23 protein-coding genes are annotated in these 24,211 nt (G+C 31.5%); 16 read left to right on the forward strand and 7 right to left on the reverse strand.

The features are described 5' to 3' along the window. Positions 1-129 precede the first annotated feature (129 nt). The gene (gene metG, locus ABGB03_RS01525; RefSeq protein WP_347924254.1) at positions 130-2,199 is read left to right on the forward strand and encodes a methionine--tRNA ligase; all 2,070 of its coding nucleotides are present in this window, start codon (positions 130-132) and stop codon (positions 2,197-2,199) included. Positions 2,200-2,215: 16 nt separating this feature from the next. Here metG and ABGB03_RS01530 read toward each other — a convergent pair whose 3' ends face one another. Continuing rightward, on the reverse strand, positions 2,216-2,641 hold the full coding sequence (locus ABGB03_RS01530; RefSeq protein ID WP_347924255.1) for a cupin domain-containing protein: 426 nt from the start codon (positions 2,639-2,641) through the stop codon (positions 2,216-2,218). Positions 2,642-2,818: 177 nt separating this feature from the next. Between ABGB03_RS01530 and nrdG the strand changes: the two genes are divergently transcribed. The 5 genes from nrdG to ABGB03_RS01555 all read left to right on the forward strand — a co-directional run bounded on the left by nrdG (position 2,819) and on the right by ABGB03_RS01555 (position 7,923). Beyond that, positions 2,819-3,280 carry an anaerobic ribonucleoside-triphosphate reductase activating protein gene (nrdG, locus tag ABGB03_RS01535; RefSeq protein ID WP_347924256.1) on the forward strand — a complete coding sequence of 154 codons (462 nt, stop codon included), beginning with the start codon at positions 2,819-2,821 and terminating at the stop codon, positions 3,278-3,280. Further along, positions 3,273-5,150 (forward strand): anaerobic ribonucleoside-triphosphate reductase, encoded by a 1,878-nt coding sequence (gene nrdD, locus ABGB03_RS01540; protein ID WP_347924258.1) that lies wholly within the window; start codon positions 3,273-3,275, stop codon positions 5,148-5,150. The genes nrdG and nrdD overlap by 8 nt, the downstream gene beginning before the upstream one ends. Before the next feature lie 121 nt (positions 5,151-5,271). Continuing rightward, the gene (locus ABGB03_RS01545; protein WP_347924260.1) at positions 5,272-5,853 is read left to right on the forward strand and encodes a cytochrome c oxidase subunit 3; all 582 of its coding nucleotides are present in this window, start codon (positions 5,272-5,274) and stop codon (positions 5,851-5,853) included. Between the two features lies 1 nt (position 5,854). Next, positions 5,855-6,088, forward strand: coding sequence for a cytochrome C oxidase subunit IV family protein (locus tag ABGB03_RS01550; protein WP_347924262.1), 234 nt, complete (start codon positions 5,855-5,857; stop codon positions 6,086-6,088). A gap of 14 nt (positions 6,089-6,102) precedes the next feature. Continuing rightward, a complete protein-coding gene (locus tag ABGB03_RS01555) occupies positions 6,103-7,923 on the forward strand; it encodes a hypothetical protein (RefSeq protein WP_347924264.1) in 1,821 nt (606 codons plus the stop codon). A 10-nt stretch (positions 7,924-7,933) separates the two neighbouring features. Here ABGB03_RS01555 and ABGB03_RS01560 read toward each other — a convergent pair whose 3' ends face one another. Beyond that, a complete protein-coding gene (locus ABGB03_RS01560; RefSeq protein ID WP_347924265.1) occupies positions 7,934-8,380 on the reverse strand; it encodes an Rrf2 family transcriptional regulator in 447 nt (148 codons plus the stop codon). A 223-nt stretch (positions 8,381-8,603) separates the two neighbouring features. Here ABGB03_RS01560 and ABGB03_RS01565 point away from each other — a divergent pair, with 223 nt between their 5' ends. From ABGB03_RS01565 to ABGB03_RS01575, 3 genes are all read left to right on the forward strand, one after another. Further along, complete coding sequence (locus ABGB03_RS01565; RefSeq protein ID WP_347924267.1) at positions 8,604-8,846, forward strand: hypothetical protein; 243 nt, start codon at positions 8,604-8,606, stop codon at positions 8,844-8,846. 405 nt (positions 8,847-9,251) lie between these two features. Next, positions 9,252-11,507: a DUF5916 domain-containing protein gene (locus tag ABGB03_RS01570; RefSeq protein ID WP_347924269.1), complete on the forward strand. Its 2,256-nt coding sequence runs from the start codon at positions 9,252-9,254 to the stop codon at positions 11,505-11,507. 207 nt (positions 11,508-11,714) lie between these two features. Then, positions 11,715-12,167: a hypothetical protein gene (locus ABGB03_RS01575; protein WP_347924271.1), complete on the forward strand. Its 453-nt coding sequence runs from the start codon at positions 11,715-11,717 to the stop codon at positions 12,165-12,167. Between the two features lie 53 nt (positions 12,168-12,220). Here ABGB03_RS01575 and ssb read toward each other — a convergent pair whose 3' ends face one another. Then, the gene (ssb, locus tag ABGB03_RS01580) at positions 12,221-12,556 is read right to left on the reverse strand and encodes a single-stranded DNA-binding protein (RefSeq protein WP_347924273.1); all 336 of its coding nucleotides are present in this window, start codon (positions 12,554-12,556) and stop codon (positions 12,221-12,223) included. Between the two features lie 165 nt (positions 12,557-12,721). Here ssb and ABGB03_RS01585 point away from each other — a divergent pair, with 165 nt between their 5' ends. Genes ABGB03_RS01585 through ABGB03_RS01600 form a run of 4 tightly spaced genes read left to right on the forward strand, consistent with a single transcriptional unit; the run spans position 12,722 to position 15,170 of the window. Beyond that, positions 12,722-13,246 carry a DinB family protein gene (locus ABGB03_RS01585; RefSeq protein WP_347924275.1) on the forward strand — a complete coding sequence of 175 codons (525 nt, stop codon included), beginning with the start codon at positions 12,722-12,724 and terminating at the stop codon, positions 13,244-13,246. A gap of 1 nt (position 13,247) precedes the next feature. After that, positions 13,248-14,042, forward strand: a complete 795-nt coding sequence (speB, locus tag ABGB03_RS01590) for an agmatinase (RefSeq protein ID WP_347924277.1) — start codon at positions 13,248-13,250, stop codon at positions 14,040-14,042. Between the two features lie 11 nt (positions 14,043-14,053). Continuing rightward, positions 14,054-14,404, forward strand: coding sequence for a hypothetical protein (locus ABGB03_RS01595; RefSeq protein ID WP_347924279.1), 351 nt, complete (start codon positions 14,054-14,056; stop codon positions 14,402-14,404). 58 nt (positions 14,405-14,462) lie between these two features. Further along, entirely contained in the window at positions 14,463-15,170 is a 708-nt protein-coding gene (locus ABGB03_RS01600) for a GIDE domain-containing protein (protein ID WP_347924281.1), read from the forward strand. 1 nt (position 15,171) lies between these two features. Here ABGB03_RS01600 and ABGB03_RS01605 read toward each other — a convergent pair whose 3' ends face one another. Next, the gene (locus tag ABGB03_RS01605) at positions 15,172-15,636 is read right to left on the reverse strand and encodes a CBS domain-containing protein (RefSeq protein ID WP_347924282.1); all 465 of its coding nucleotides are present in this window, start codon (positions 15,634-15,636) and stop codon (positions 15,172-15,174) included. Between the two features lie 100 nt (positions 15,637-15,736). Here ABGB03_RS01605 and ABGB03_RS01610 point away from each other — a divergent pair, with 100 nt between their 5' ends. Together ABGB03_RS01610 and ABGB03_RS01615 are read left to right on the forward strand one after the other, a co-directional pair. Next, positions 15,737-18,058, forward strand: coding sequence for a M28 family peptidase (locus tag ABGB03_RS01610; protein WP_347924284.1), 2,322 nt, complete (start codon positions 15,737-15,739; stop codon positions 18,056-18,058). 67 nt (positions 18,059-18,125) lie between these two features. Then, positions 18,126-18,833, forward strand: a complete 708-nt coding sequence (locus ABGB03_RS01615) for a hypothetical protein (RefSeq protein ID WP_347924286.1) — start codon at positions 18,126-18,128, stop codon at positions 18,831-18,833. Between the two features lie 69 nt (positions 18,834-18,902). Here ABGB03_RS01615 and ABGB03_RS01620 read toward each other — a convergent pair whose 3' ends face one another. Beyond that, positions 18,903-20,966, reverse strand: coding sequence for a M13 family metallopeptidase (locus ABGB03_RS01620; RefSeq protein ID WP_347924288.1), 2,064 nt, complete (start codon positions 20,964-20,966; stop codon positions 18,903-18,905). Between the two features lie 142 nt (positions 20,967-21,108). Continuing rightward, a complete protein-coding gene (locus ABGB03_RS01625; protein ID WP_347924290.1) occupies positions 21,109-21,645 on the reverse strand; it encodes a hypothetical protein in 537 nt (178 codons plus the stop codon). A 120-nt stretch (positions 21,646-21,765) separates the two neighbouring features. Between ABGB03_RS01625 and ABGB03_RS01630 the strand changes: the two genes are divergently transcribed. Further along, positions 21,766-22,719: an NAD-dependent epimerase/dehydratase family protein gene (locus ABGB03_RS01630; RefSeq protein WP_347924292.1), complete on the forward strand. Its 954-nt coding sequence runs from the start codon at positions 21,766-21,768 to the stop codon at positions 22,717-22,719. Here the strand turns inward: ABGB03_RS01630 and ABGB03_RS01635 are convergent. After that, positions 22,716-24,176 carry a Xaa-Pro peptidase family protein gene (locus ABGB03_RS01635; RefSeq protein ID WP_347924294.1) on the reverse strand — a complete coding sequence of 487 codons (1,461 nt, stop codon included), beginning with the start codon at positions 24,174-24,176 and terminating at the stop codon, positions 22,716-22,718. The two genes, ABGB03_RS01630 and ABGB03_RS01635, sit on opposite strands and share 4 nt — an antisense overlap. Between the last annotated feature and the right edge of the window lie 35 nt (positions 24,177-24,211).

Consider the following 24,211-nt stretch of genomic DNA (forward strand, 5'->3'; position numbering starts at 1 on the left):
TTTTGTGCCTTTAAAATACCTCGTCATTACGAGTATAATGAAGTAATCTGTCTGTTTGGTGTTGTAATTAATGAGATTGCTTCATTGTTTTACTTCTTGCAATGACGTAATAATTTAATTTTAAGATTGATGAATCATCCAAAAAGATATACTATAACTGCGGCTTTACCTTATACCAATGGCCCTATTCATATTGGTCATTTGGCAGGTGTTTACGTTCCTGCAGATATTTATGCACGCTATCAGAGACTTCAAGGTCAGGATGTAGCATTTATTTGCGGTAGTGACGAACATGGAGTGCCTATTACTATTAAGGCTAAAAAAGAAGGCGTAACACCTCAAGATATAGTTGATAAATATCATGCTATTATCAAGCAGTCATTTTTAGATTTTGGAATTTCTTTTGATAATTATTCAAGAACTACAGCTAAGATACATCACGAGACTGCGTCTGAATTTTTCAAGACGTTGTATGATAAAGGTGAATTTATTGAAGAAGTTACAGAGCAATTGTATGATGCCGAAGCAAATCAGTTTTTAGCAGATCGTTTTGTGGTTGGAACCTGTCCAAAATGCGGGAATGAAGAAAGTTATGGCGACCAATGTGAAAGTTGCGGAACAAGTCACAATGCAACTGATTTAATTAATCCAAAATCTGCAATAACAGGAAAAACGCCAATACTAAAGGAAACCAAGCATTGGTTTTTACCTTTAGACAAACATGAAGCTTTTTTAAAGGAATGGATTCTAGTTGGTCATAAAAAAGATTGGAAATCTAATGTGTATGGACAAGTAAAATCTTGGATTGATGATGGTCTACGTCCACGCGCTGTAACTCGTGATTTAGATTGGGGAATTCCTGTTCCAGTTGAAGGAGGAGAAGGCAAGGTTTTATATGTATGGTTTGATGCACCAATAGGCTATATTTCGGCAACTAAAGAATGGGCTGAACGAGAAGGAAAAGATTGGGAGCCTTATTGGAAAGATGAAAACACTAAGTTACTGCACTTCATTGGTAAGGATAATATTGTGTTTCATTGCATCATATTTCCAGCAATGTTAAAGGCAGAAGGGAGTTATGTTTTACCAGATAATGTACCAGCAAATGAATTTTTAAATCTTGAAGGCAATAAACTGTCAACGTCTAAAAATTGGGCAGTTTGGTTGCATGAATATTTACAAGATTTCCCAGATAAACAAGATGTGTTGCGTTATGCTTTAACTGCAAATGCACCAGAAAATAAGGATAATGATTTTACTTGGAAAGATTTTCAAGCACGTAACAATAATGAGTTAGTTGCTATTTTTGGAAATTTTGTTAATAGAGTAGTAGTGCTTACTAATAAGTATTATAGAGGTGTTGTACCAAAACCTAATGAGTTTTCAACAGTTGATGAAGAAACTTTAGCAACACTAAAAGCATTTCCAAATGTTATTGCTAGTTCTATTGAACGTTATCGTTTTAGAGAAGCAAGTCAAGAACTCATAAATTTAGCTAGACTTGGTAATAAATATTTAGCAGACGAAGAACCTTGGAAAGTCATAAAAGAAGATGAAGCTCGCGTGCAAACTGTTATGTATATAGCGTTGCAAATAGCTTCTGCATTAGCTATATTGAGCGAACCATTTTTGCCATTCACTTCAAATAAATTAAATAAAATACTTAATACTTCAGAATTAGAATCGAATTGGACTTGGAACGGTATTTCCGAAGGTCGAGAATTACTTCCTGTAAATCATACTATAGGAAAAGCAGAATTATTATTCGCTAAAGTTGAAGATAAAGATGTACAATTTCAATTAGATAAATTAGAAGCAAGTAAAAAAGCCAACGAAGCTGCTGGTAAAAAAGTAGAACCACAAAAAGAAGAAATTACTTGGGAAGATTTTTCAAAATTAGACATTCGTGTTGGTACTATTTTGGAAGCCGAAAAAATGCCAAAAACTAAAAAATTATTAGTTTTAAAAGTCGATACTGGAATTGATACAAGAACTATCGTATCTGGAATTGCTGAAAGTTTTTCACCTGAAGAAGTTGTAGGTAAAAAAGTAACGGTATTGGTAAATCTTGCTCCTAGAGCTTTACGTGGTGTTGAAAGTCAAGGCATGATTTTAATGACCGAAGACGAAACTGGTAATTTGGTGTTTGTTAATCCTGATGATACCAATGATGTTTCAAATGGATTGAAGATAAGTTAAAAGGTAAAGTAGTTATTTATTCTAAACGAATTGTCTTTTTTGGATCGTAATATGGAGCATCCATACTGGCTAAAAGAGCAGTTTTAGTTATTGTCCAATACTTATGAGGTATGTTTTTTGGAATCGAAATAAAATCTCCTTTTTCCAGATAGTATATTTTTTCTCCAACTAGCACTTTTACTTTTCCTTCTATAACGATAAGGCTATGATCAGCATCTGGATGAATATGTTTTGTTAATTCACCCTTCATTTCTACTAAATTAATTCTAATAGTATTATCTTTTTTTAGGTTCCAAACTCTTGAAGTTTTGTTTTCATCTTTAACTTTTTGATCTACTAAATCTTTTGAATGTATAATAACCGCTTCAGACTCTTGAGAAAAAACATTTATATTGATGAAGAATACAAATGATAAAACTATTAATGATTTTCTTTTTTTCATTGTAATTTATTTTACTGACTAATATAGGTATATTATAGGATAATCAAGATTGCATTTATTTTTTATTGTCCAATTTCAAGTATGTTAATAACATTTTTAATAACTCATTTTAAGAGTTATTGAGTATGCGTTTTTGTTCTATATTTTTATAGAAGATAAAATAGTCTTTTATTATTTATGTATTATCACGATTTTCAAGTTGTTCTTCAAGAAGTCCCAGGCGAGGTAAGTCTTTGTTTTTCAATTTCTGGTTGCCAATTGTGTTGTAAAGGCTGTCATTCTCCTTTTTTGTGGAAAGAAGGCAGTGGTAGTTTATTAAACAAAAGCACATACTTATCCTTATTAAATAAATATAAAAACTTGGCTTCTTGTGTGCTATTTATGGGAGGTGAATGGCATGAAAAAGAATTAGTAGAGTACTTAAAAATAGCCAATAAAAATCACTATAAGACTTGTCTTTATACTGGAGAGGAGCAGATTTCTGAGTCTATCCTTAACGAGCTAAATTGGATTAAAACAGGAAAATGGGAGGCTTTAAAAGGAGGCTTAGATAAGCCTACAACAAATCAAAAATTTATAAACGTAAAAACAAATACAATACAAAACCATTTATTTCTTAAAAACCAAAACTATGATTAGACTAACCGAAACACAGGTAAACAACAAGATTAATTTTATTGACCAATACATTAATTCATCAAATGCAGCAGATGGTTCTAAAGTTGATGCTAATGCAAATGTAACTTCCAAGAATATTGCCACCATGGAAGCCGAACTTAATAAGGACATAAATATTCAAGTTAATCGTGCTTTAGTAAAGCGTAAAATAGAAGTGCTTTTTGGGAAAGAGTTAGCGAATGAATATGAACGTCAAATAGAAACACATGAAATATATGTGCATGACGAAACATCATTAAAGCCCTATTGCGTATCGATTAGTATGTATCCTTTTTTATTTGACGGACTCACCAAACTTGGAGGAGAAAGTAGAGCGCCTCAGCACCTAGAAAGTTTTTGTGGTGAGTTTGTAAACTTGGTTTTTGCTGTAAGCTCTCAATTTGCTGGAGCATTAGCAACTGTTGAATTTTTAATGTATTTCGATCATTTTGCAGCAAAAGATTATGGTAAAGATTATTTAAAAACAAATAAAAAAACAATTGAAAACCATTTACAACATGTGGTTTACGCTATCAACCAACCAGCAGCTGCAAGAGGATATCAATCTGTATTTTGGAATATCTCTTTATATGATGAAGCCTATTTTAATAGTATGTTTGGAGATTTTGTGTTTCCAGATATGGCAAAGCCAGAATGGGAAAGGGTTAAACGCTTGCAAGCATTCTTCATGAAGTGGTTTAATGAAGAACGCAATAAAGCAATATTAACCTTTCCTGTGGTTACTGCAGCCATGTTGGTGAATGATGGCAAACCTGTAGATACTGAATTCACAGATATGTGTGCCCAAGAGCTAAGTGAAGGAAACTCTTTTTTTATCTATCAATCTGAAAATGCAGATAGTTTAGCTTCTTGTTGTAGACTACGAAACGAAATTAGTGATAACACCTTTAGTTATTCATTAGGAGCAGGAGGTGTTGCCACAGGTTCTATAAATGTCATTACGCTAAACATGAATAGATTGATTCAGAAAGGAGCAGATATTGTTTCTGAAGTTCAAAAAATTCATAAATATCAAGTAGCCTATAGAATTTTAATAAATGAATATAAGGAAGCTGGATTGCTTCCAGTTTATAAAGCTGGTTTTATATCATTAGAAAAACAATTTTTAACCATAGGAATAAATGGTATGGTAGAAGCTGCAGAAAGTCAAGGAGTGAAAGTTGGAAATAATGACGAATACAAAGCATTTGTAAATACTCATTTAAAAGCCATTTATGATGAAAACAAACGAGCTAAAAAGCAATACGGTTATATGTTTAACACAGAGTTTGTTCCTGCTGAAAATTTAGGTGTGAAGAATGCTAAATGGGATCGAGAAGATGGATTATTTGTACCACGAGATTGTTATAATTCTTATTTCTATAAAGTTGAAGACACCAATACCAATACTTTAGATAAAATAGTTTTGCATGGTGAGGAAATCATTAAATATCTTGATGGAGGCTCAGCATTACATTTAAATCTTGAAGAAGCTCCAAATAAGGAGGGATTTGTAAAACTAATTCATGCGACAGCTAAAGCTGGTTGCAATTACTTTTGCTTTAATATTAAAATAACAATTTGTAATGACTGCGAACATATAGATAAGCAAACGTCTTACTCTTGTAGTAAGTGTTACTCTAAAAACGTAGATCATGGCACTAGAGTTATTGGTTATTTAAAACGTGTATCAAGTTTTAGTTCAGGTCGTCAAAAAGAGCATAATTTAAGATATTATCACATAAATCAACTAGAAAATAAATTTGCTAAAAATAGAACTAAACTTATGGTAAAACATTATCAAAATAAAAACAAACTTGTTGAAATGAAGTTTAATAAACTACTCAAATAATAATGTTTGAATAGTTTTAGAGAATAGGTGATAAATATCATATGTTAAAAAAAAGGGTCGCTATACATTTGGAAACCTTAAATAGATGTAAAATGGAATATTTAAGGTCTTATTAAGCTAAATGGAAATAACTAAAATCAATTATAAAAGCATATACTACCCTCCAGGAGGAATTTTGATGTGGATTATCATTTTTTTAGAGCTTTTTACCTTTGGTATTGCTTTAATTGCAATGGTTTATAGCAGCAAGCAAACATCTGAATTATTTCATGAATCAAGGCTATATTTAAACACAACAATTGGTGCTATAAATACAGTATTTTTAATTGTAAGTGGGTTTTTTATGGCAGTTTCTGTATACCATTTAAAGCACCAAAATCTCTATAAAGCAAAGTTATTTTTAAAATTTACGATGCTTGGGGGCTTTTTGTTTTTAGGGTTTAAAGGGGTTGAATATTATGATAAAATAGAAGCAGGATTTAACATTGGCTATAATTCATTTTTCACATATTACTGGATGCTTACCTTATTTCATGTAGTTCATGTAATTGTAGGTTTAGTTATTCTAGGGTCTGTTTATCTAGGCTTAAGTAAAGTTAATTCAACAACAAAGCTTGAAGATGTTGAGGCTAGTGCTGCTTTTTGGCATATGTGTGATTTAATATGGTTACTATTATTTCCTATAATTTATTTATTGTTTTAAGATGAAGAAACTACTAGTAACACTAACTATTTTAATTGCATTGACCATTATTACTGCAATAATTTCTAGTGCTACTGTTAGTTATGTAGTAATTGTGATACTATTATTGGCTGTATTAAAATTTATAGGTGTGTCTTTTTACTTTATGGATTTAAGACATGCTAATGTATTTTGGAAAGGAAGTATATTAATTTTTTTAGCGCTGTTTTTAGCAACAATATTAATAATAATATAAAACATATATAGATTATGCAAAAGACGCATTCATTTCACATTCCAGTTATGGGAATTGGATTTACAATAGACACCCCATTAAAAGTTGCAAAATATGGTATGGATTCGGTGATTTCTCTAGTTGATGATATTTTACTAGAAAAATTGAGAAAAATGTATAGTGATAAATTTAAAATCCCTTATAAAGAAATTACAGATAAAATAGATGACTTTAGAGCTAAAAGAATTACGTCATACTTAAACTTAATAAATACTCTAGCTGAACAAAAATTTGAAGCCTTAAAAAATGTTACTACTGAGAAAACAGATGAAATAAAAGCGTATGTCAATATGCTGCCAAATACTTCGATAATTAAAAAAGAGTTTAAAAAAATTACTACTAAAGGCTATGATTTTTCTGAAATTAAAAGTTGGGCAACCAAAACTCTAACGATGGGAAGTATTGACGTGAATATTATGACCAAAGTAGATAAGGATAACTATAATAAAAACGAAAAGTTACCAATTGAGTATAATGATGCTCATGCTGCGCTTAGAGGGTATGCCAATAGCGATTTGAAATCTTCAGTAATACTTTCGGCAGGCATGAATCCTAGATTGTATGCTTATATGAATCAGTTTGATGATTTTTATCCTAATAAAAGTGGAGATATTAAAAAGAAAATTATTTTAAAAGTTAGCGATTATAGATCAGCTTTAATTCAAGGAAAGTTTCTAGCTAAAAAAGGCTTGTGGGTATCGGAATATAGAATCGAGTCGGGTCTTAATTGTGGAGGACATGCCTTTGCTACTGATGGATATCTTTTAGGACCTGTATTAGCCGAGTTTAAAGAAAAAAGAGAAGAGTTAAGAGCGTCTATTCAAGGGCTATTAAATTTGGAACTTATAAGTCAAGAACGTATAGTGCCTAAAAAAGCACTATCATTGAAAATTACTGCTCAAGGAGGGGTAGGAACCGAAGAAGAACATGACTTTTTAATGAAATATTATAAGCTAGATTCTGTGGGCTGGGGAAGTCCCTTTTTATTGGTACCAGAAGCTACAACAGTAGATAATAAAACGCTTGAAAAATTAGTTACAGCAAAAGAAGAAGATTTATACTTAAGTGATATTTCTCCTTTAGGTGTGCCATTTAATAATCTTAGGGATAATACTAAAGATGTAGAAAAGGAGGTTTTTATTACTAAAGGACGACCAGGAAGTTCGTGCCCTAAAAAGTTTGTTGCATTGAATAAGGAATTTACCGAAAAAGGAATATGTACAGCTTCAAGGCAATATCAGTACTTAAAATTAAAGGAGCTTGATAAAGAGAATGTAACTTCTATAGAATATCAAAGTAAGTATCACAAGATTATTGAAAAAACATGTACCTGTGTTGGTTTAGGAACATCGGCACTTTTGGCTTACGATTTAGATACTAGAGTAGAAGGAGAGGGTGTTTCTATTTGTCCGGGGCCTAATATGGCTTACTATTCTAAGATTATGAGTTTAAAGGATATTACAGACCATATTTATGGAAGGTCAAATGTGATAAGCAGAACAGATAGACCTAATGTATTTATAAAGGAATTACAGATCTATATCGATTTTCTTAAAAACAAGATAGAAGAGTCAAAAACGACTATGAATAGGAAACAAGAAAAATACCTAACGACTTTTACAAATAATCTAAAAGAAGGTATATTATATTATTATAATTTATTTAATGATTTAAAACACACTTTCAATAAGGAGAAAACAGTAATTTTTAATGAGTTAAAAATAGGTGAGCATGAATTAAATTTGATTAGTGTTAAGATAGAAGGTTTAAAAAAAAAGAACCTTCAAACATTTTAGACTTTGAAAATTAAAACAAGTCTTTTAAAGAAATAATAACCTTATCGGAGTTTTTAATTTCAGTTGCAAACTGATAAATAGTCTTATCTTTAAAGTCCTTCATAATTCTTTTTTTAAAAGGCGATACAGTAAAATGAACAGGACATGGATTTTCATCACTACACTCTGCTAGACCTAAAAAACAATGGTCAAAACGCTCTGGGTTATCTATACAAACAATAATATCCCAAACATTTTTTTTAGCATTTATTTTGTTTAAGTAAAACCCTCCTTTTGGTCCCTTTGTAGAAGATACAATATCACTTTTATTGAGCTTTTGTAATAATTTTGCTAGAAAGGGTTTAGGTATTTCTAAAGTATCTGCAATATGTTTTACACCTAGCTTTTTTGTTTCATTAGAAAACATAGCTAAATATAATGTAGCTCTAATAGCAATTTTGGTGGCGTTAGTAAGCATTTTAATTATAAAATTATTAGTCAAATATAGTACTTATACTTGTAACGTATAGTTTAGAAAAGAAACTTGTATTAGAGCATTTCTTTTCTAGTTAATCATAAGGTTTAAAGGGTTTTTAAAAATTTAACATTTTGTTTTATTTTTATTTAGTAGGTTAGTAGCGATGAAATTAGGTCGTTTAAAAAATTATATAGCCTATACTTTTATTGTCATATTTCTTTCTTTGAAAGTGGCAAGCTTACATGTCATTGTCCATAATGATGATGGAGCTATTGAACATTGCGAAGTTTGTCAGTTAGTTACTGCTAGTAATTTAACACCTACAATCAGTGATAGTTTTAAAAGTGACACATTTTGCGACTTAGATTTTAATGTTGCAAAAATTGTTATAGATTATAATTTCATTTATAGTTCTACACCAAGTACTACTAACTTATTTTCTAGGCCACCTCCGGTTCTAATATAATTTTCAACTCTAATGTATTTTTTTAAGATAGAAAGAATCCCTTTTTTACTTAATTAAGCATATATGGCTAGTTTTAATAGCAGTACAATCTTTATATGTGGCTAATTTATATAATGCTATATTAAAAAGATAGGTGTATAAAAAGCTATAGTCCTATACAATAATCCTTTTAGAGGGTGAAAATTATTCTTCAAAATCATCTTTTAATCACAAATTGAAAAGTCAGTTGTTTGCAATCATTTATACCTTTTAAGAAGCAGGTGATAAAAAATATGATTGATGCAAAATGCATGACAATTAAAGAATCATGTCAATATTCTTTTTGATGTAAACAATTTGTCCTTAAGTATTTTAAACAAAACACATGGAAACAAAAAGCCATGATATAAATATTAAAAAGTAGTTATGACATATAGTAATTCAATCAAATCTTTTAAAAAATTAACAGTAACAATTCTTCTTTTCTTTTTGTTTTGGATGCCTACAATGGCTCAGCAAGTAATTATTGGTCAAGAAAATGATAATTTTCCACCTCCAGAAACTCCCAATGAAATTGTAGCCACTAAAGCAAAAGGAGTTATTACCATTGATGGAAAGTTGAATGAAACAGATTGGAAGAATGCGCCTATTATATCCAGTTTCTTTAAAATAGAACCTGTACAATCTAATAACTATAGGTATAAAACAGAAGTAAAACTCCTATATGACGATAAAAACCTTTATGTTGGTGCTTTTTGTAAAGACTCATTAGGGCTTAAAGGAATTCGAGTTCAAGATTTAAGGCGTGATTTTGCTTTTGGAGAGAACGATATTTTTGCTATTCAAATTGATGCGCAAAACACTAAGCAGTATGCGGTTTCTTTTCAGACAACACCATATGGTAACCAGCGAGACCTACAAAGTTTTAACGATAGTTATACCGATAATGATTGGAATGCTCTTTGGTCAGTTAGGACTCAGCGTACCTCAGAAGGATATTATGCCGAATTTGCTATTCCCTTTAAATCTTTAAGGTACGATGAACCAAAAGAAGGAGAGCCAGTAAGTTGGGGGATTACGTTTTCTCGATTAGCACGTAGAGATTATGAACTAACAGTTTTTCCTAAAATTCCACAAGCTTTTTCGCAATATAGAATGACCTATGCTGCTAAACTTACTGGGTTAGAAGTGCCTCCCCCTTCGGCAAATTTGCGTATTGAACCTTATACTTTATATCAATTTGATGAAACCAAAAGCGGTACTAATGTGGTCGATTCTCATAATGATGTGAAAGTTGGTGGCGATGTAAAATGGGTAGTTTCTCCTAATACAGTAGTCGATTTAACTGTTAATACTGATTTTGCTCAAGCTGATGTGGATAGAGCTGTAAATAATTTAGAACGCTTTAATATCTTTTTTCCAGAACGCAGACAATTTTTTCTTGAAAACTCTGGGATTTGGGCCGGAGCTTCAGACAATGATATAATTCCTTTTTTTAGTAGGCAAATAGGTCTAGACGGAGGCTTTAATGCTGAACCAGCTCCTATAGATGTTGGAGCGCGTTTTACTAATAGAGATGAAAATAAAACTTTGGCAGGTTTATATGTTCATCAAGGAGACACGGATGTATCGGCTGCTGCAAATTTTGGAGTACTCCGTTATCTTCAAAATTATGGTAAAGAGAATAATGTAGGTGTTATGTTAACGCATCGATTAAACGAAAACAATAGTGCACTATCATTGGATAAAAACAACAATACCACTTTTACTATAGACGGATTAATTCGTCCTAAAGCAGAATGGACACTTTCTTATTTAATGTCTACATCCAAAGATGAGGCATCTAATAAATGGGGTTATTCAGGTACTGTTTTTGCAGGGTATAGTACCAATAAAATGTATTGGGGTTGGAAATCTAATTTTGTAAGTAATAATTATAACCCAGCTATGGGTTTTGTTTATCAAAACAATGTTATACAACACAATCCAGGAGGTTACTTTATATTGCGTCCCAAGTCTATGCCATGGATACGTCGTTGGGACCCAGGTGTTTTTGTAAAATATTATCATGACTTCAATAACCCCAAAAATTTCCAACAAGCTAGCTTGTACTTATTTCCTATTTATATTTTCTTTAAAGACAATAGCTTTGTAGAATATGCTGTAACTCCTACATGGCAGAATATTAACTTTGATTTTGCTCCTTTAGGACTTTCCATTGCAAAAGATCAGTACTATTACACAAGACAATTTGTTCGCTATAATTCTGATAGGTCTAAAAAAATGTCTTTATCTGGTAAATTTGAGTGGGGTAAGTTTTATAATGGAAAAAGGAAATCTCTATCGGTAGGGACTCGCTATGCTCCGATTCCTCATTTCTCTCTTTCTTTAGATTACGTATACAACGATTTAAAAAATATAGGGATAGAAGAAAAAAAGTTAGAAACCAATTTATATACAGGTAGTTTAAGATTAGCACTAAACCCTAGAGTGCAATTGTCAACGTTTTACCAACACAATTCTTTTACAAATCAAGGTAGGTGGAACGCCCGATTTAGTTGGGAATATAAGCCCAATTCTTTCATCTATATGGTTTATAACGATACACAAGATAATAGTTTAGACCCAGTGCAGAATAATAGACAGTTTATAGGGAAACTTACTTTTTTAAAACAGTTTTAGAATGTTGATAAATAAGGGTTTTTTATTTTTCTTGGATTATTTGTGATTTTTATTTCTATGGAAAATTCCAATAAATAGATTTGTTGTTTATTGGAATTTTCCCATAACATTCTAGAATTATTATTCTTTATATTTGGCATTATTATAACAGCTACTTTAATGGCTATTCGTCCTATTATTAAATGTATGTATCTAAAATATTAAGTAATGAAAAATAGAACTGTATTATTCCTTTTCCTTCTTGTTTTACTTCCAAAGAATACTTTTGGTCAAAAAAAGATCACTTGGAAAAATATGTTAGATGTATATGCTAATGAGTTTCGTCTCACCGAAAAAAATCCTACATCTACAATTAATGAAAAGGCAATGACGATGGGAGATATTGAAAATAAAAGAATAACGATTGTTGGATATTTTTTGGATTTAGATCCAGATGGGGAATGGTTTGTTCTTTCAAAAAACCCTTTTGCAACCTGTTTCTTTTGTGGTAAGGCTGGTCCAGAAACTGTGTTGGAATTATTAGGATTTAAAAATGAAAAAAAGAAATTTAAATCAGATGACACGGTAGAGGTAACAGGAGTATTCAATCCTATTTATGATTTAGAAGGTAAATTAAACTTTGTTTTAGAAAACGTAAGTATAAAACATACAAATAAATAAAAAGCTGCCTAAATTAGGACAGCTTTTTATTCTTTATCACAGATGATATTTTGTTATTTGCCACCTAACATTAATAATTCATTACAAACTACCTCTGTAATGTATCGTTTATTTCCATCTTTGTCATCATAACTTCTTGAGGTTAATTTACCTTCTATAGCAACTTCTTTTCCTTTGGTAACATATTTCTCGATGATTTGAGCTGTTTTTCCCCAGGCAACAACGTTGTGCCACTGCGTATCTGTAATTTTTTCACCAGTTGCATTTTTGTAGCTTTCGTTGGTTGCGATTGCGAATTTTGCTAATGTTTTTCCTGAGTCTAGATTGATAATTTCTGGGTCGTTCCCAAGGTTTCCAATCAACTGTACTTTGTTTCTTAATGAGTTCATAATTTTAAATTTTTTGTGTTAAACAGTTAATACTATCGAGTTCTTATGTTTCGACACTGCAAAGATGCGACGCTATCAAAGTATTAGTCGGTTATTACGCATTTAAACTCGTTTGTAAATGTTTGTAGTCGTTTGTAAACGAATAATTTTTATTATATTAGCCTTATGGAATATAGTATTGATAAGGCTTTAGAGATTTTAGAACGCACACCAAAGATTTTAAAATCATATTTAGAGAATTTATCCGATGAATGGATTTTTTGTAATGAAGGTGATGAAACTTGGAGTGCATTCGATATCGTTGGACATTTAATTCATGGTGAAAAAACCGATTGGATACCTCGTTTAAAAATTGTTTTAAATGATTCCGAAAACAAAACCTTTGAACCTTACGATAGGTTTGCGCAGTTTGAAGAATCGAAAGGAAAATCTGCAAGACAATTGCTAGAGGAATTTTCAAATCTTAGACAACAAAATATAAAGTTCTTAAAGTCTATAAATATATCTGAAGCAGATTTCAATGAAAAAGCATTTCATCCATCACTTGGTGAAGTAACACTTAAAAACTTATTAGCTACTTGGGTGACACACGACCTTGGTCATATTGCACAAATCTCAAGAGTAATGGCTAAGCAATATAAAGATGAGGTCGGACCTTGGATAGAATATATTTCGATTTTAAATAAATAGTATGCTTAAATTAATAGGAATACCTTACGATGCTAATTCTTCTTATTTAAGAGGTCCAGCTTTAGCTCCAAAATACATTAGGTTAATGGATCAAGAAGGTTCAGCAAATAAATTTTGTGAATTTGGTAACGAAATAATTGAAGGTAAAAATTATACAGACTGTGGTGATATAGAATTTACTGAAATTGATGCCGCTTTTGCTTATAAAAAAATAAAGAAGACTATAAGCAAACAATTAGAGGATGGAAGTAAAGTCATTAGTTTAGGCGGCGATCATTCTATCTCCTTTCCTGTGATTGAAGCATTTTCAGAAAAATATTCAAAACTTAATGTGCTCCATTTTGATGCACATGCCGATTTGTATGATAATTTTGAGAACAACCCCTATTCGCATGCGTCACCATTTGCAAGACTCATGGAAAAAGGCGTGTTAAATTCGCTAACCCAAGTGGGTATTAGAACATTTAATACGCATCAAAAAGAACAAGCTGAACGTTTTGATGTTAAGGTTATTGAAATGAAAGATTTTAATATGGAGTTTATTAATTCGTTAGAAACACCTTTGTATATTTCATTAGATATTGATGTACTAGATCCAGCATATGCTCCTGGAATTTCCCATCATGAACCTGGAGGAATGACTACAAGACAATTAATAGATTGTATACAGCGAATAAAGACACCTATTGTTGGAGCAGATATTGTGGAGTTAAACCCAAAAAGAGATGTTAACAATATGACTGCCATGGTAGCTTATAAATTATTTAAGGAATTAGCTTCTAAAATGCTCGATTAAATTTTTAAATTATGAAAAGAGAATGTCCAGAATGTGGTGACAAGATTGTTGGTCGTGTAGACAAGAAGTTCTGTAGTGATGCTTGCAGAAACTCTTACAACAACAGAGTTAATAAGGATAGCAAGAACTTAATACGTAATACAAACAATAGGTTACGTAAAAATTACAGAATTCTTGAAGATCTTAATCCTGATCAAAAAACGAGAACTTCACGGGCTAAACTGATAGAAAAGGGATTTGATTTCAATTATTTTACAAGTATTTACACAACCAAAGCAGGAGCTATTTATTACTTTGTGTATGACCAAGGTTATTTACCTTTGGAGAATGACTATTATGCTTTGGTAAAACGTGATTCTTAGATTTTGTAACATTACTTAAGATTTTTGCACTAATATATTACACTAAAAACCCATCAATATGCTATTGCTTTCTTCAAATGAAATGATGATAATCATCCCACTAATAATTGTACTTGTTGGTACAATTATATTTCTGTCTTATTATTTTTCTAGAAAGCAAGTTGTTTTAAGGAACTTATCTAAAATTCCTTTGAAACCTGCTACAGGTTTAAAAACTAGCGAACTCACAAAAGTAAGTGGTAAAGCATTACATGTTAAAGAACCTTTAATAGCACCATTAAGCGGAAGAAAATGTGTGTTTTATACTATTAAAATTGAAAAACGAGTAAGTACAGGAAAAAGTTCACATTGGAAAACTGTGATTGATGAAGAAAAAACGCAAGAATTCTTTATAGATAGTAACGGAGACTTTGTTATAGTGAGACCTTCGCAATCACCAAAAAATTATTTAAGTTATCTAGTAAAAGATAAAAGAACATCTTCTGGAGCTTTTAACGACCCAACACCTGAGTTTGAATCGCTTTTAAAAAGCTATAATATTGACCCTCTTAATTTTTTAGGGTTTAATAAATCACTTCGTTACAAGGAAGGCGTTATTGAAATTGGCGAGCAAATTACGGTTGCTGGTATTGCTAAATGGAAAACATTAAACGAACCAATACCTGACTACCATTATTCCAAAATTGCTGAACTTGTAAGCGAAGGAAAAGAAAAATTAATAATTACTGATATTCCACAGAAGAATGAAAAAAGAAGTAGATTTTAAATTATTTCCAATTGTGCCCTTTAAGTTTAAGAGCTGCTTTTAAAATATCTTTCTGACTAATTTGACCAATTAACCTTCCATTTTCAACAATAGGAAAGCGTCGTCTTTTAGAATCTAAAAATTTACTTGCTGCGTCAAAAATATTCATATTACCATCAATGGTTTCAACATTAATTGCCATATGCTTTTCAACCGAACTGTTACTTAAAGGCATATTATAATATCTACTTTCGCTAATCTGTTTAATACAATCACCTTCTGATATAATACCAATTAACTCATTGTTGTTATTCACAACTGGACCACCAGAAATTCTATTTTTTATAAGCGAATCAATAACCTCTTCAACAGATTGCTCTGGTTTAAATGTAATTAGATTCGTAGTCATGTAATCTTTAACTTTTATAGGAGATATTTCAACTTCTTGTTGCATCCTCCGCGAGCCTTGAAAGCTTTTAATTCCCATAATATTTGTATTTAGTGTTGTCTTATAAGTTACTAATTTTTTGCGACTTACTCTAAATGGATTTTTACTACATTTATAAAAACTAAGTAATCTTCCTAATATGATAAAAAAAGCAATAGCATTATTGTTATTAATTGTTGCTGTATACTGGAGCTATTCAGCAATGATACCTTCAAAAATATCTGATTTAAATACTGATAAGGATGAGTTTTCAACCGAACGAGCGTTAATTCATCTAAAAGAAATTACCAAAGCACCACATTATGTTGGAAGTGACGAACATGAAAACGTAAGAAACTATATAGTTAGTGAGTTAGAAGCACTTGGACTAGATGTGGAAATTCAGGAAAGTTTTTCTATGAGAGAATGGGGAAACTTATCTAAGCCTAAAAACATTATTGCGAAAATAAAAGGAAGTGATAATACGAAAGCATTATTGTTATTATCTCATTACGATAGTGCACCACAAGCATCACTAGGAGCTAGTGATGCAGGTTCGGGAGTGGTTACAATTCTAGAAAGTTTAAGGGCATATTTAAATAGTGGAAAACAACCAAAAAACGATATTATAATTGTTATTACTGATGCTGAAGAGCTAGGACTTAATGGTGCAGATATTTTTGTAAATAAGCATCGATGGGCAAAAGATGTTGGTTTAGTGCTGAATTTTGAAGCTAGAGGAAGTGGAGGGCCAGCTGTAATGTGGCCAGAAACCAATGGAGGAAATGCGAAACTTGTAGATGAGTTTGTTCAAGCAAATCCATCGTATCCTGTTGCTTATTCGTTAATTTATAGTATTTATAAGCTATTACCAAATGATACTGATGCCACGCGATTTCGAGAAGACGGCGATATTGAAAGCTTTAATTTTGCATTTATAGATGACCATTACGATTACCACACAGCTAACGATTCTTTTGAGCGATTAGATAGAAATACACTTGAGCATCAAGGTTCTTATTTAATGCCATTGTTAAGTCATTTTTCGAATGCAGATTTAAGCAATCTAAAAAGTACAGAAGACAAAATCTATTTTAATGTGCCATTATTTAAAACTGTAGCTTACGACTATGCATTAATATGGCCAATGTTTTTTGTGGCATTAATAATATTTGTTGTTCTTCTATTATTCGGGTTTAAGAATGGTAAACTAGCTATAGCTGATGTTTTTAAAGGTTTCATACCTCTAATCGGTTCAATTATTAGCTGTTTAGTTGTTGGATTTATTCTCTGGGAGATTATTAAATTTTTGAATCCTCAATATTATGAAATGTTGCATAAGTTTACCTATAACGGTTACACATACATTGCAACGTTTAGTTTAATAGCGATTGGTATTTGTGCGAGTGTTTATAACAAATATTATAAAGAAGACAATACTGCTAGTTTATTAGTAGCACCAATTTTTATATGGCTAATAATATGTGCTCTAGTAGGGCAGTACTTAAAAGGTGCTAGCTTTTTTATAATTCCAGTGTATTTTGCATTAATTAGCTTGTTTGTTCTTATAAAACAGAAAAAACCAAGTTTATTATTAATGGCTATTTTGTGTTTTCCGTTGTTGTTTATTTTTAGTCCGTTTATAAAGCTTTTTCCAGTAGCATTAGGGTTTTTTATGAAGATTGGAGCTGTTTCAATTACAGTTAAACTAGTGTCCATGTTGCTTATTGCTTTAATTTTTGGACTAATGATATCGGTATTCGGATTCTTTAAGCATAAAAAGCGTTTAGCTTATGTGCTATTTTTTATTGCATTTTGTTTTTTAATTTCCGCACAGTTTAAATCTGGTTTTAATGAAGAACGACCTAAACCAAACAGTTTAGTATATGTTTTAAATGCAGATACTAATGCGGCTAATTGGGCGACGTATGATAAGAAACTCGATGCATGGACAAAGAATTTTATAGATAATGAGGCTGATTCTAGTAGAGAGGATAATACATTTAGTAGTAAGTATAACTCAGGATTTACCTATATAAAAAATACTGACGTTAAGTCAATACCACAGTCTAAAATCACTATTTACAAGGATACTATAATTGATGATTTGCGATATATTAATATGTCTATTGTCCAGCAAAGACAAATCAATAGGTTTGATTTATATGCAAACAAAGAGGTGATGTTTAAAGATTTTGAAGTAAATGGTGTTGAAGTACCTAAAGGAAAACCAGAAGGGTTAGCTTTCGAAAATAGAAGAAGTACTAGGTTACTTAGCTATTATGTGTCTGATAACGATTCTTTAAATTTGAATTTTACAGTTCCTAAAGATCAAAAAACACAATTTAAAATTTATGAATCCTCTTTTGATTTATTGTCAAATGAACTGTTTAGCGTCCCTGAAAGAACTAAAGGAATGATACCAAAACCTTTCATTTTGAACGATGCAATTATAGTTACAAAAACTATTGATATTAACTAAAATTTAGTCTTTGGCATTACTATTGTTCCACTTAATTGTTTAGTTTTGAACCCTTAAATAATTACACATGAAAAAAGTTATAGGAATTTTATTATTAGTTGTAGCATTTCAAGCTAGTGCACAAACTAATTCTGAGTTATTAAAGCATTATGAAGCTTATTATGCGCAAATGAAAAAGCAAGGAGATATGCAAGGTGTTATTAACGCATTAACTCACCTAAATGTATTATCACCTAATCAGGCAAGACTAGATACTTTAGCGGTATTGTATATGAATGGCGGCAAGCATATGCAAGCTCTAAATACCATTGGTATTGATGCAAATGCAAGCGATTCTAATATGGCTGTAGAAGTTAAAGCAGTTAGCCTTCAATCTTTAAATGAACCACAAAAAGCTTTAGTACATTTTGAGGAATTGTTCAAAAGAACACCAAATATTATGATTGCTTATGAGATGGCTGATATTAAAATTCAATTAAATAACATAGCTGGGGCTACTGTAAATATTGAATATGGTATTTCTAATTCTAAGGATGATGAAATGCGTACGTATTATGATTCACAAACACCTTATCAAGTACCAGCAAAAGCAGCTTTTGTGTATTTAAAGGGTTTAGCAAAATATAAATTAAACCAGAGTGATTTAGATGGAGCCATAGCTTTATTAGATGAAGCTATTGCTTTAGCTCCTAATTTTAATTTGGCATTATTAAGTAAAAAAGCTTTAGAAGCAAGAAAAAACCCTCCGTCAACTCCAGCTAAAAAAGATAATTAAAAGCAGCACATGTATAAATAAAAAAGCAGCTCGAAAGAGCTGCTTTTTTATTTATATAGCTTTGGTATTTTACCAAATACGTACTCTTTTTTCTGGAGCTAACCACATTTTATCACCTTCTTTAATATCGAAAGCTTCATAAAAAGCATCTATATTTTTTAAAGGTTGTATAGCTCTATTTATTCCTGGAGAGTGTGGATCTGTTTTAATTTGTGTTCTTAAAGCATCTTCTCTAATTAAAGTTCTCCAAACAGTAGCCCAAGACATAAAGAAACGCTGTTCTGCAGTAAATCCGTCAATATCGTCTGGTCGACCTTCTCTTTCAAAACTAAGTTGTAAACCATCATAAGCTCCAAGTAAACCACCTAAATCTCCAATGTTTTCACCTAAGGTAAATTTACCATTAATGTAAACACTATCTAAAACTTCAATAGAACTATATTGCTCTGCTAATGCATCTCCTCTTTTTGTAAATTCTTCTAAATCTTTAGATGTCCACCAATTTTTTAAGTTTCCGTCACCATCAAATCTAGATCCTGAATCATCAAAAGCATGAGATATTTCGTGCCCAATTACTGCACCAATACCACCATAATTAACTGCGTCATCTGCTGTATAGTTATAGAAAGGAGGTTGTAAAATAGCTGCTGGAAAAACAATTTCGTTGTTAATTGGATTGAAATAAGCATTTACCATTTGTGGTGGCATTCCCCATTCACTTTTATCAATAGGCTCATCAATTTCAGATAAATTTTTATCCATTCCCCATTTTCCAACTGCCATCATATTTTCTGCAAAAGTGTTGCCTTCTTTTACCATTAATTCCGAATAATCTTCCCATTCATCTGGATAAGCTATTTTAACTGTAAACTTATCTAGCTTTTCAATAGCTTTAGTTTTGGTACTATCACTCATCCAATCTAGCTTTTGGATTCTGTTTTGAAAAGCTTTTATCACATCAGCAATCATTTTTTCAGCTTTTTCTTTTGCTTCTGGCGGAAACTTAGCTTCAACATATAATTGTCCAATAGCTTCTCCAACAGTTCCAGTTACTGTTTGTAGTGCTCTTTCTTCAGCTGGTCGCATGGCTTTAGCGCCACTTAAGGTTTTTGCATAAAAGTTCCAATTTTCTTTTTCCATATCTGTCGTTAAATACCCAGAATTAGATCTAAGCGTACTCCATGTCATTAACGTTTTTATGTCTTCAATAGATGTTGAGGTTAAGAATTCATTAAGATATTTCATGTATTTTGGCTCCTGAACGTTTACCCTTGTTATGGTTTTAGTTATTCCCATATCTGTAATAAACTTATTCCAATCTATTACAGGTGTTAGTTCTTGTAGTTCTTCAACAGACATAGGATTAGTGATATTACGAGCATCTCTTCTAGCTACTTTATCTAATCTTGGCTCTGCTAATTTTGTTTCTAATGCTAGAATTTTTTCAGCAGCAGCTTTTGAAGTTGCTTCGTCATAATTTATAAACTGAAGCATTTTTGATACAAAATCAACATATTGAGTTCTTATTTTCTTAGAATTATCGTCGTTCTCTAAATAATAATCTCTCTGTAAACCAAGTCCTCCAGAAACTACCCATGCCATATTCATGGTGCTATTATTCATATCTGGACCTGCACCCATTCCTGTAAATGGTGCATCAACACCAAGTGTTGTAGCAAATACAGTTTGCATATCACTAAGATTATTGATACCATTAATTGCATCAAGTAGTGGTTGGAGTGGTTTAATCCCTGCTTCATCTCTTGCAACTGTGTCGAGTTTTGTTTCAAAGATTAATAACGCTTTCTTTTGGTCTGTTCCTTCAGCATATTTACCAAGTTCTTTAGATGTTTTAATAATCTCTAATACATCTTCGTCAGTTGATTTGCTTAACACTCCAAACCCTCCCCAGCGTGTTCTGTCGTCAGGAATTACGTTAGTTTTCATCCAATTACCGTTAACGTAATTGTAAAAATCGTCTTTTGGATTTACGTCACGATCCATGTTTTCTAGAATAATACCTGGAATTTTTTCTGCTTCAGCAGTGTCCTTGCTTGTGTCTTCTTTACAAGCCACAACCGCTAAAAAGGCAAAAAGACCTAATAGCGATACGCTTTTTGAATTGATTTTCATTTTGTATAGTATTTATTTAGTGTACAATTTACTTATTATTTAGAAGTCTAAAAACTTTTTTTGTTACAGGTTAATAAGGATTTTACCTAAAACAGAATAAATATTAACGTTTTTGTAGATTTAAATTAGAAAAAAAAACAGTCTAAGGCTTAATAATGTTTTGAGATTTTTTTTCAAGTACTTTATTTACTTGATAAACAACATTGTTGTGCGCTAAAAGAAGATTTTCAATGTCCTTAATAACAGCTTCTTTTGTTGAGCTTTGTAGGTTTATAGTTTCATCAAATTTATACATGGCAGTTTCTAAAACCGAAAGGCGTACAATAATTGATGAACTATTTAAATTTTCTGGAATTTGATTTTTTAAATCAGTAATAAATCCTTGAAGTATAGTTTTGTCGTCTTTGAAAAAAGATAAAATCCCATTTTTTAAGTTTTCAATTTGAATCTCTAAGTCTTTAAATTTCGACCAATTTGTAACTTCTTTTTTTGCAAGATCACTAAGGACGTATTCTGTAAACTTAATATTCTTTATGTCTTGAGCTGTGATTTTGGTAAACTCAGTAGTTGTTTCTTGTTCTGTTTCTAATGAGGAGTCTTCAGTATTTTTACATTGGATGTTAAAAAGCAGTATTCCTAGCAAAGCGAAACGAAAAAAAACCAGATGTAATTTAGACATAAAAATAAAACTTATAATCATACAAATATATTGCTAAAGCGGCATTGTAAAAAGTTTTATATGTTATTTTCATACAATGCTTAAAATCTTATTATTTTTGAAAACGAATAAAGTTAAAGAATGGTATCGAAAATTTTAATTATTGGAGCATGTGGTCAAATAGGTTCTGAATTGACTAATAAATTAAGAGCAGAATTAGGTCCCGAAAATGTAATTGCAAGTGATATAAGAGAAAGTAACTTGGAGCTTGTTAAATCAGGACCATTTGAAATTATTGATGCTAAAAGCTTGAAACAAATTAAAGACTGTATTAAAAAGTACAATATTGATACTGTTTATTTAATGGCTGCTCTATTAAGTGCTACAGGTGAAAAATTTCCTCAAAAAGCATGGGATTTAAATATGTCGTCTTTATTGAATGTACTTAATTTAGCAAAAGATAAGGTTATAAGCAAAGTGTTTTGGCCATCTAGTATTGCTGTGTTTGGACCTTCCACACCAAAAACAAATACACCGCAACGAACCATTATGGAGCCTACAACTGTATATGGTATTACTAAGCAAGTTGGCGAGCGTTGGTGTGAGTATTATTTTAATAATTACGGAGTGGATGTAAGAAGTATTAGATACCCTGGAATTATTAGTTGGAAGACCCTTCCAGGAGGTGGTACAACCGATTATGCCATTGATATTTTTCATAAAGCTATAAATGTTGGACATTATGATTGTTTTTTAACTGAAGATACAGAATTGCCAATGATGTATATGGATGATGCTGTAAAGGCTACTTTAGATATTATGAGTGCTAACACTAATGATGTAAAAATTAGGTCATCATACAATTTGTCTGCTATTAGTTTTACACCAAAGCAATTAGCTTTGAAAATTGTTAAGCAATTACCTGAATTTACTATAAGCTATAAACCAGACTTTAGACAGAAAATAGCAAATTCATGGCCAAATTCTATTGATGATAGTTCTGCAAGAGAAGATTGGAATTGGAATCATTCGTATGACTTAGAAGCAATTACTAATGAAATGTTACTTCAATTAGGTGAAAAAGCAATCTCTTAGTTTTTTTTAAGAGGCAGCAATTCCGCTGGTCTAAACTCGGTTAAACCTTTTTCTTTTATTGTTTTTTCTACATCACTAATTTTTGTTGGTACAAAAGCGCTTAAATTTTCAACACCAGTTTCTGTGACTACTGCTACATCTTCTATACGAATATATAAACGTTCCTCTGGAATCCAAATCATTGGATCTATTGTGAAAACCATTCCTGGTTGTAATTTTACATTCCCTCTAACTCTTCCAACGTCATGAACTGCCATACCAACAGGATGTTGAAAGTGGCCTCTAAACTTTATACCATTTTCTACAGCTTTTAAATGAGCAGATTTTACAAATGTTTTTCCAACTAGGTATTGTTTCATATCTGCTGCAGCTTTATCCATAACTTCATTGGCTGTTGTTCCAGGTTTTATGTATCTAAATAATGCTTTACTGTAAGCAAGAATGTACTCATATAATACTGTTTGTTCTTTATTGAACTTTCCATTTACTGGCCAAATTCGTGTCACATCACTCGTGTAGTTATGATAATCTGGAGCATAATCCATAAGTACTAAGTCACCATCATTTAACACATCAGTTTTTCTAAAATAGTGCCCCATAAATGCATTGGTGCCACCTCCAATTATTGCAGGATAACCATCACCTTGCGAACCATGTTGATAAAAAACATATTTAGCAGCTGCATCTAATTGATACTCATACACACCAGGTTTGGTTGATCGCATTGCTTCCACTATCGCAAGACCAGCAATTTCTGTAGCTTTTCTTATAACTTCAATTTCTTCTTTGCTTTTTATTAAACGCATGGAATCTAAAAGAGGGGATAAATCTTTAATTTCAAATTCTGGAAATCGTTCATTTATTAGCTTAATAAAACGCGCTTCTCTCGTCGTTTGTGAATCCCAAGGATCGGCTGCTGCACGAGCATGACCATGCAATATTTCGTCACGACTATCATTTCCAGTTTCTATTGGACTAAAAGGAGTATATAATATTGGGGTACTTCCTTTTATAAGTCCAGTGCCAACGAGATCATTTCCAAGAAATTCTAACGGACGTACACGATTTACACCTGTTAATTCTATTATTAAATTCGCATCTTCTGCTGATAAAATTTTACCTTGACTTCTTTCTCTACTTTCTTCTCTGTGAGGTAAATAAAGAGTGGTGCTTTTATTTTTTCCATTTAATAATAAATAAGCATGTCCTTCTTCTAGTCCACTTAAATAATAAAAGGTATTTGATTGCCTAAAAACTTTAAAACCTGCTACACTAGGCGCACTTTGTATGAGTGCAATAGCATTGTTCCCTATTTCATCAAATATTTTACCTCTTCGAGTTTCAAATTCTTCAATCGAGAAATCTGTTTGATAATAGTGCTTTTCTTGAGCGATTAAAATAGATTGACCTAAAAATAAAAGTATGAATGCTAGAGATTGTGTCTTTTTGGAATTCATGATGAATATTATTTTAGTTGATTAAAGAGTTGATG

This window comes from Pontimicrobium sp. SW4 (assembly GCF_039954625.1).
In the GTDB taxonomy this organism is placed as follows: domain Bacteria; phylum Bacteroidota; class Bacteroidia; order Flavobacteriales; family Flavobacteriaceae; genus Pontimicrobium.

Coding starts and splice junctions, on each gene's coding strand:
- ABGB03_RS01555 (WP_347924264.1), top strand. CDS start 6,103: ATGCAAAAGACGCATTCATTTCACATTCCAGTTATGGGAATTGGATTT.
- ABGB03_RS01530 (WP_347924255.1), bottom strand. CDS start 2,641: ATGAAAAAAAGAAAATCATTAATAGTTTTATCATTTGTATTCTTCATC.
- ABGB03_RS01570 (WP_347924269.1), top strand. CDS start 9,252: ATGACATATAGTAATTCAATCAAATCTTTTAAAAAATTAACAGTAACA.
- ABGB03_RS01575 (WP_347924271.1), top strand. CDS start 11,715: ATGAAAAATAGAACTGTATTATTCCTTTTCCTTCTTGTTTTACTTCCA.
- nrdG (WP_347924256.1), top strand. CDS start 2,819: ATGTATTATCACGATTTTCAAGTTGTTCTTCAAGAAGTCCCAGGCGAG.
- ABGB03_RS01625 (WP_347924290.1), bottom strand. CDS start 21,645: ATGTCTAAATTACATCTGGTTTTTTTTCGTTTCGCTTTGCTAGGAATA.
- ABGB03_RS01595 (WP_347924279.1), top strand. CDS start 14,054: ATGAAAAGAGAATGTCCAGAATGTGGTGACAAGATTGTTGGTCGTGTA.
- ABGB03_RS01545 (WP_347924260.1), top strand. CDS start 5,272: ATGGAAATAACTAAAATCAATTATAAAAGCATATACTACCCTCCAGGA.
- speB (WP_347924277.1), top strand. CDS start 13,248: ATGCTTAAATTAATAGGAATACCTTACGATGCTAATTCTTCTTATTTA.
- ssb (WP_347924273.1), bottom strand. CDS start 12,556: ATGAACTCATTAAGAAACAAAGTACAGTTGATTGGAAACCTTGGGAAC.
- ABGB03_RS01605 (WP_347924282.1), bottom strand. CDS start 15,636: ATGGGAATTAAAAGCTTTCAAGGCTCGCGGAGGATGCAACAAGAAGTT.
- ABGB03_RS01560 (WP_347924265.1), bottom strand. CDS start 8,380: ATGCTTACTAACGCCACCAAAATTGCTATTAGAGCTACATTATATTTA.
- ABGB03_RS01550 (WP_347924262.1), top strand. CDS start 5,855: ATGAAGAAACTACTAGTAACACTAACTATTTTAATTGCATTGACCATT.
- ABGB03_RS01620 (WP_347924288.1), bottom strand. CDS start 20,966: ATGAAAATCAATTCAAAAAGCGTATCGCTATTAGGTCTTTTTGCCTTT.
- ABGB03_RS01610 (WP_347924284.1), top strand. CDS start 15,737: ATGATAAAAAAAGCAATAGCATTATTGTTATTAATTGTTGCTGTATAC.
- ABGB03_RS01615 (WP_347924286.1), top strand. CDS start 18,126: ATGAAAAAAGTTATAGGAATTTTATTATTAGTTGTAGCATTTCAAGCT.
- metG (WP_347924254.1), top strand. CDS start 130: ATGAATCATCCAAAAAGATATACTATAACTGCGGCTTTACCTTATACC.
- ABGB03_RS01630 (WP_347924292.1), top strand. CDS start 21,766: ATGGTATCGAAAATTTTAATTATTGGAGCATGTGGTCAAATAGGTTCT.
- ABGB03_RS01600 (WP_347924281.1), top strand. CDS start 14,463: ATGCTATTGCTTTCTTCAAATGAAATGATGATAATCATCCCACTAATA.
- nrdD (WP_347924258.1), top strand. CDS start 3,273: ATGATTAGACTAACCGAAACACAGGTAAACAACAAGATTAATTTTATT.
- ABGB03_RS01585 (WP_347924275.1), top strand. CDS start 12,722: ATGGAATATAGTATTGATAAGGCTTTAGAGATTTTAGAACGCACACCA.
- ABGB03_RS01635 (WP_347924294.1), bottom strand. CDS start 24,176: ATGAATTCCAAAAAGACACAATCTCTAGCATTCATACTTTTATTTTTA.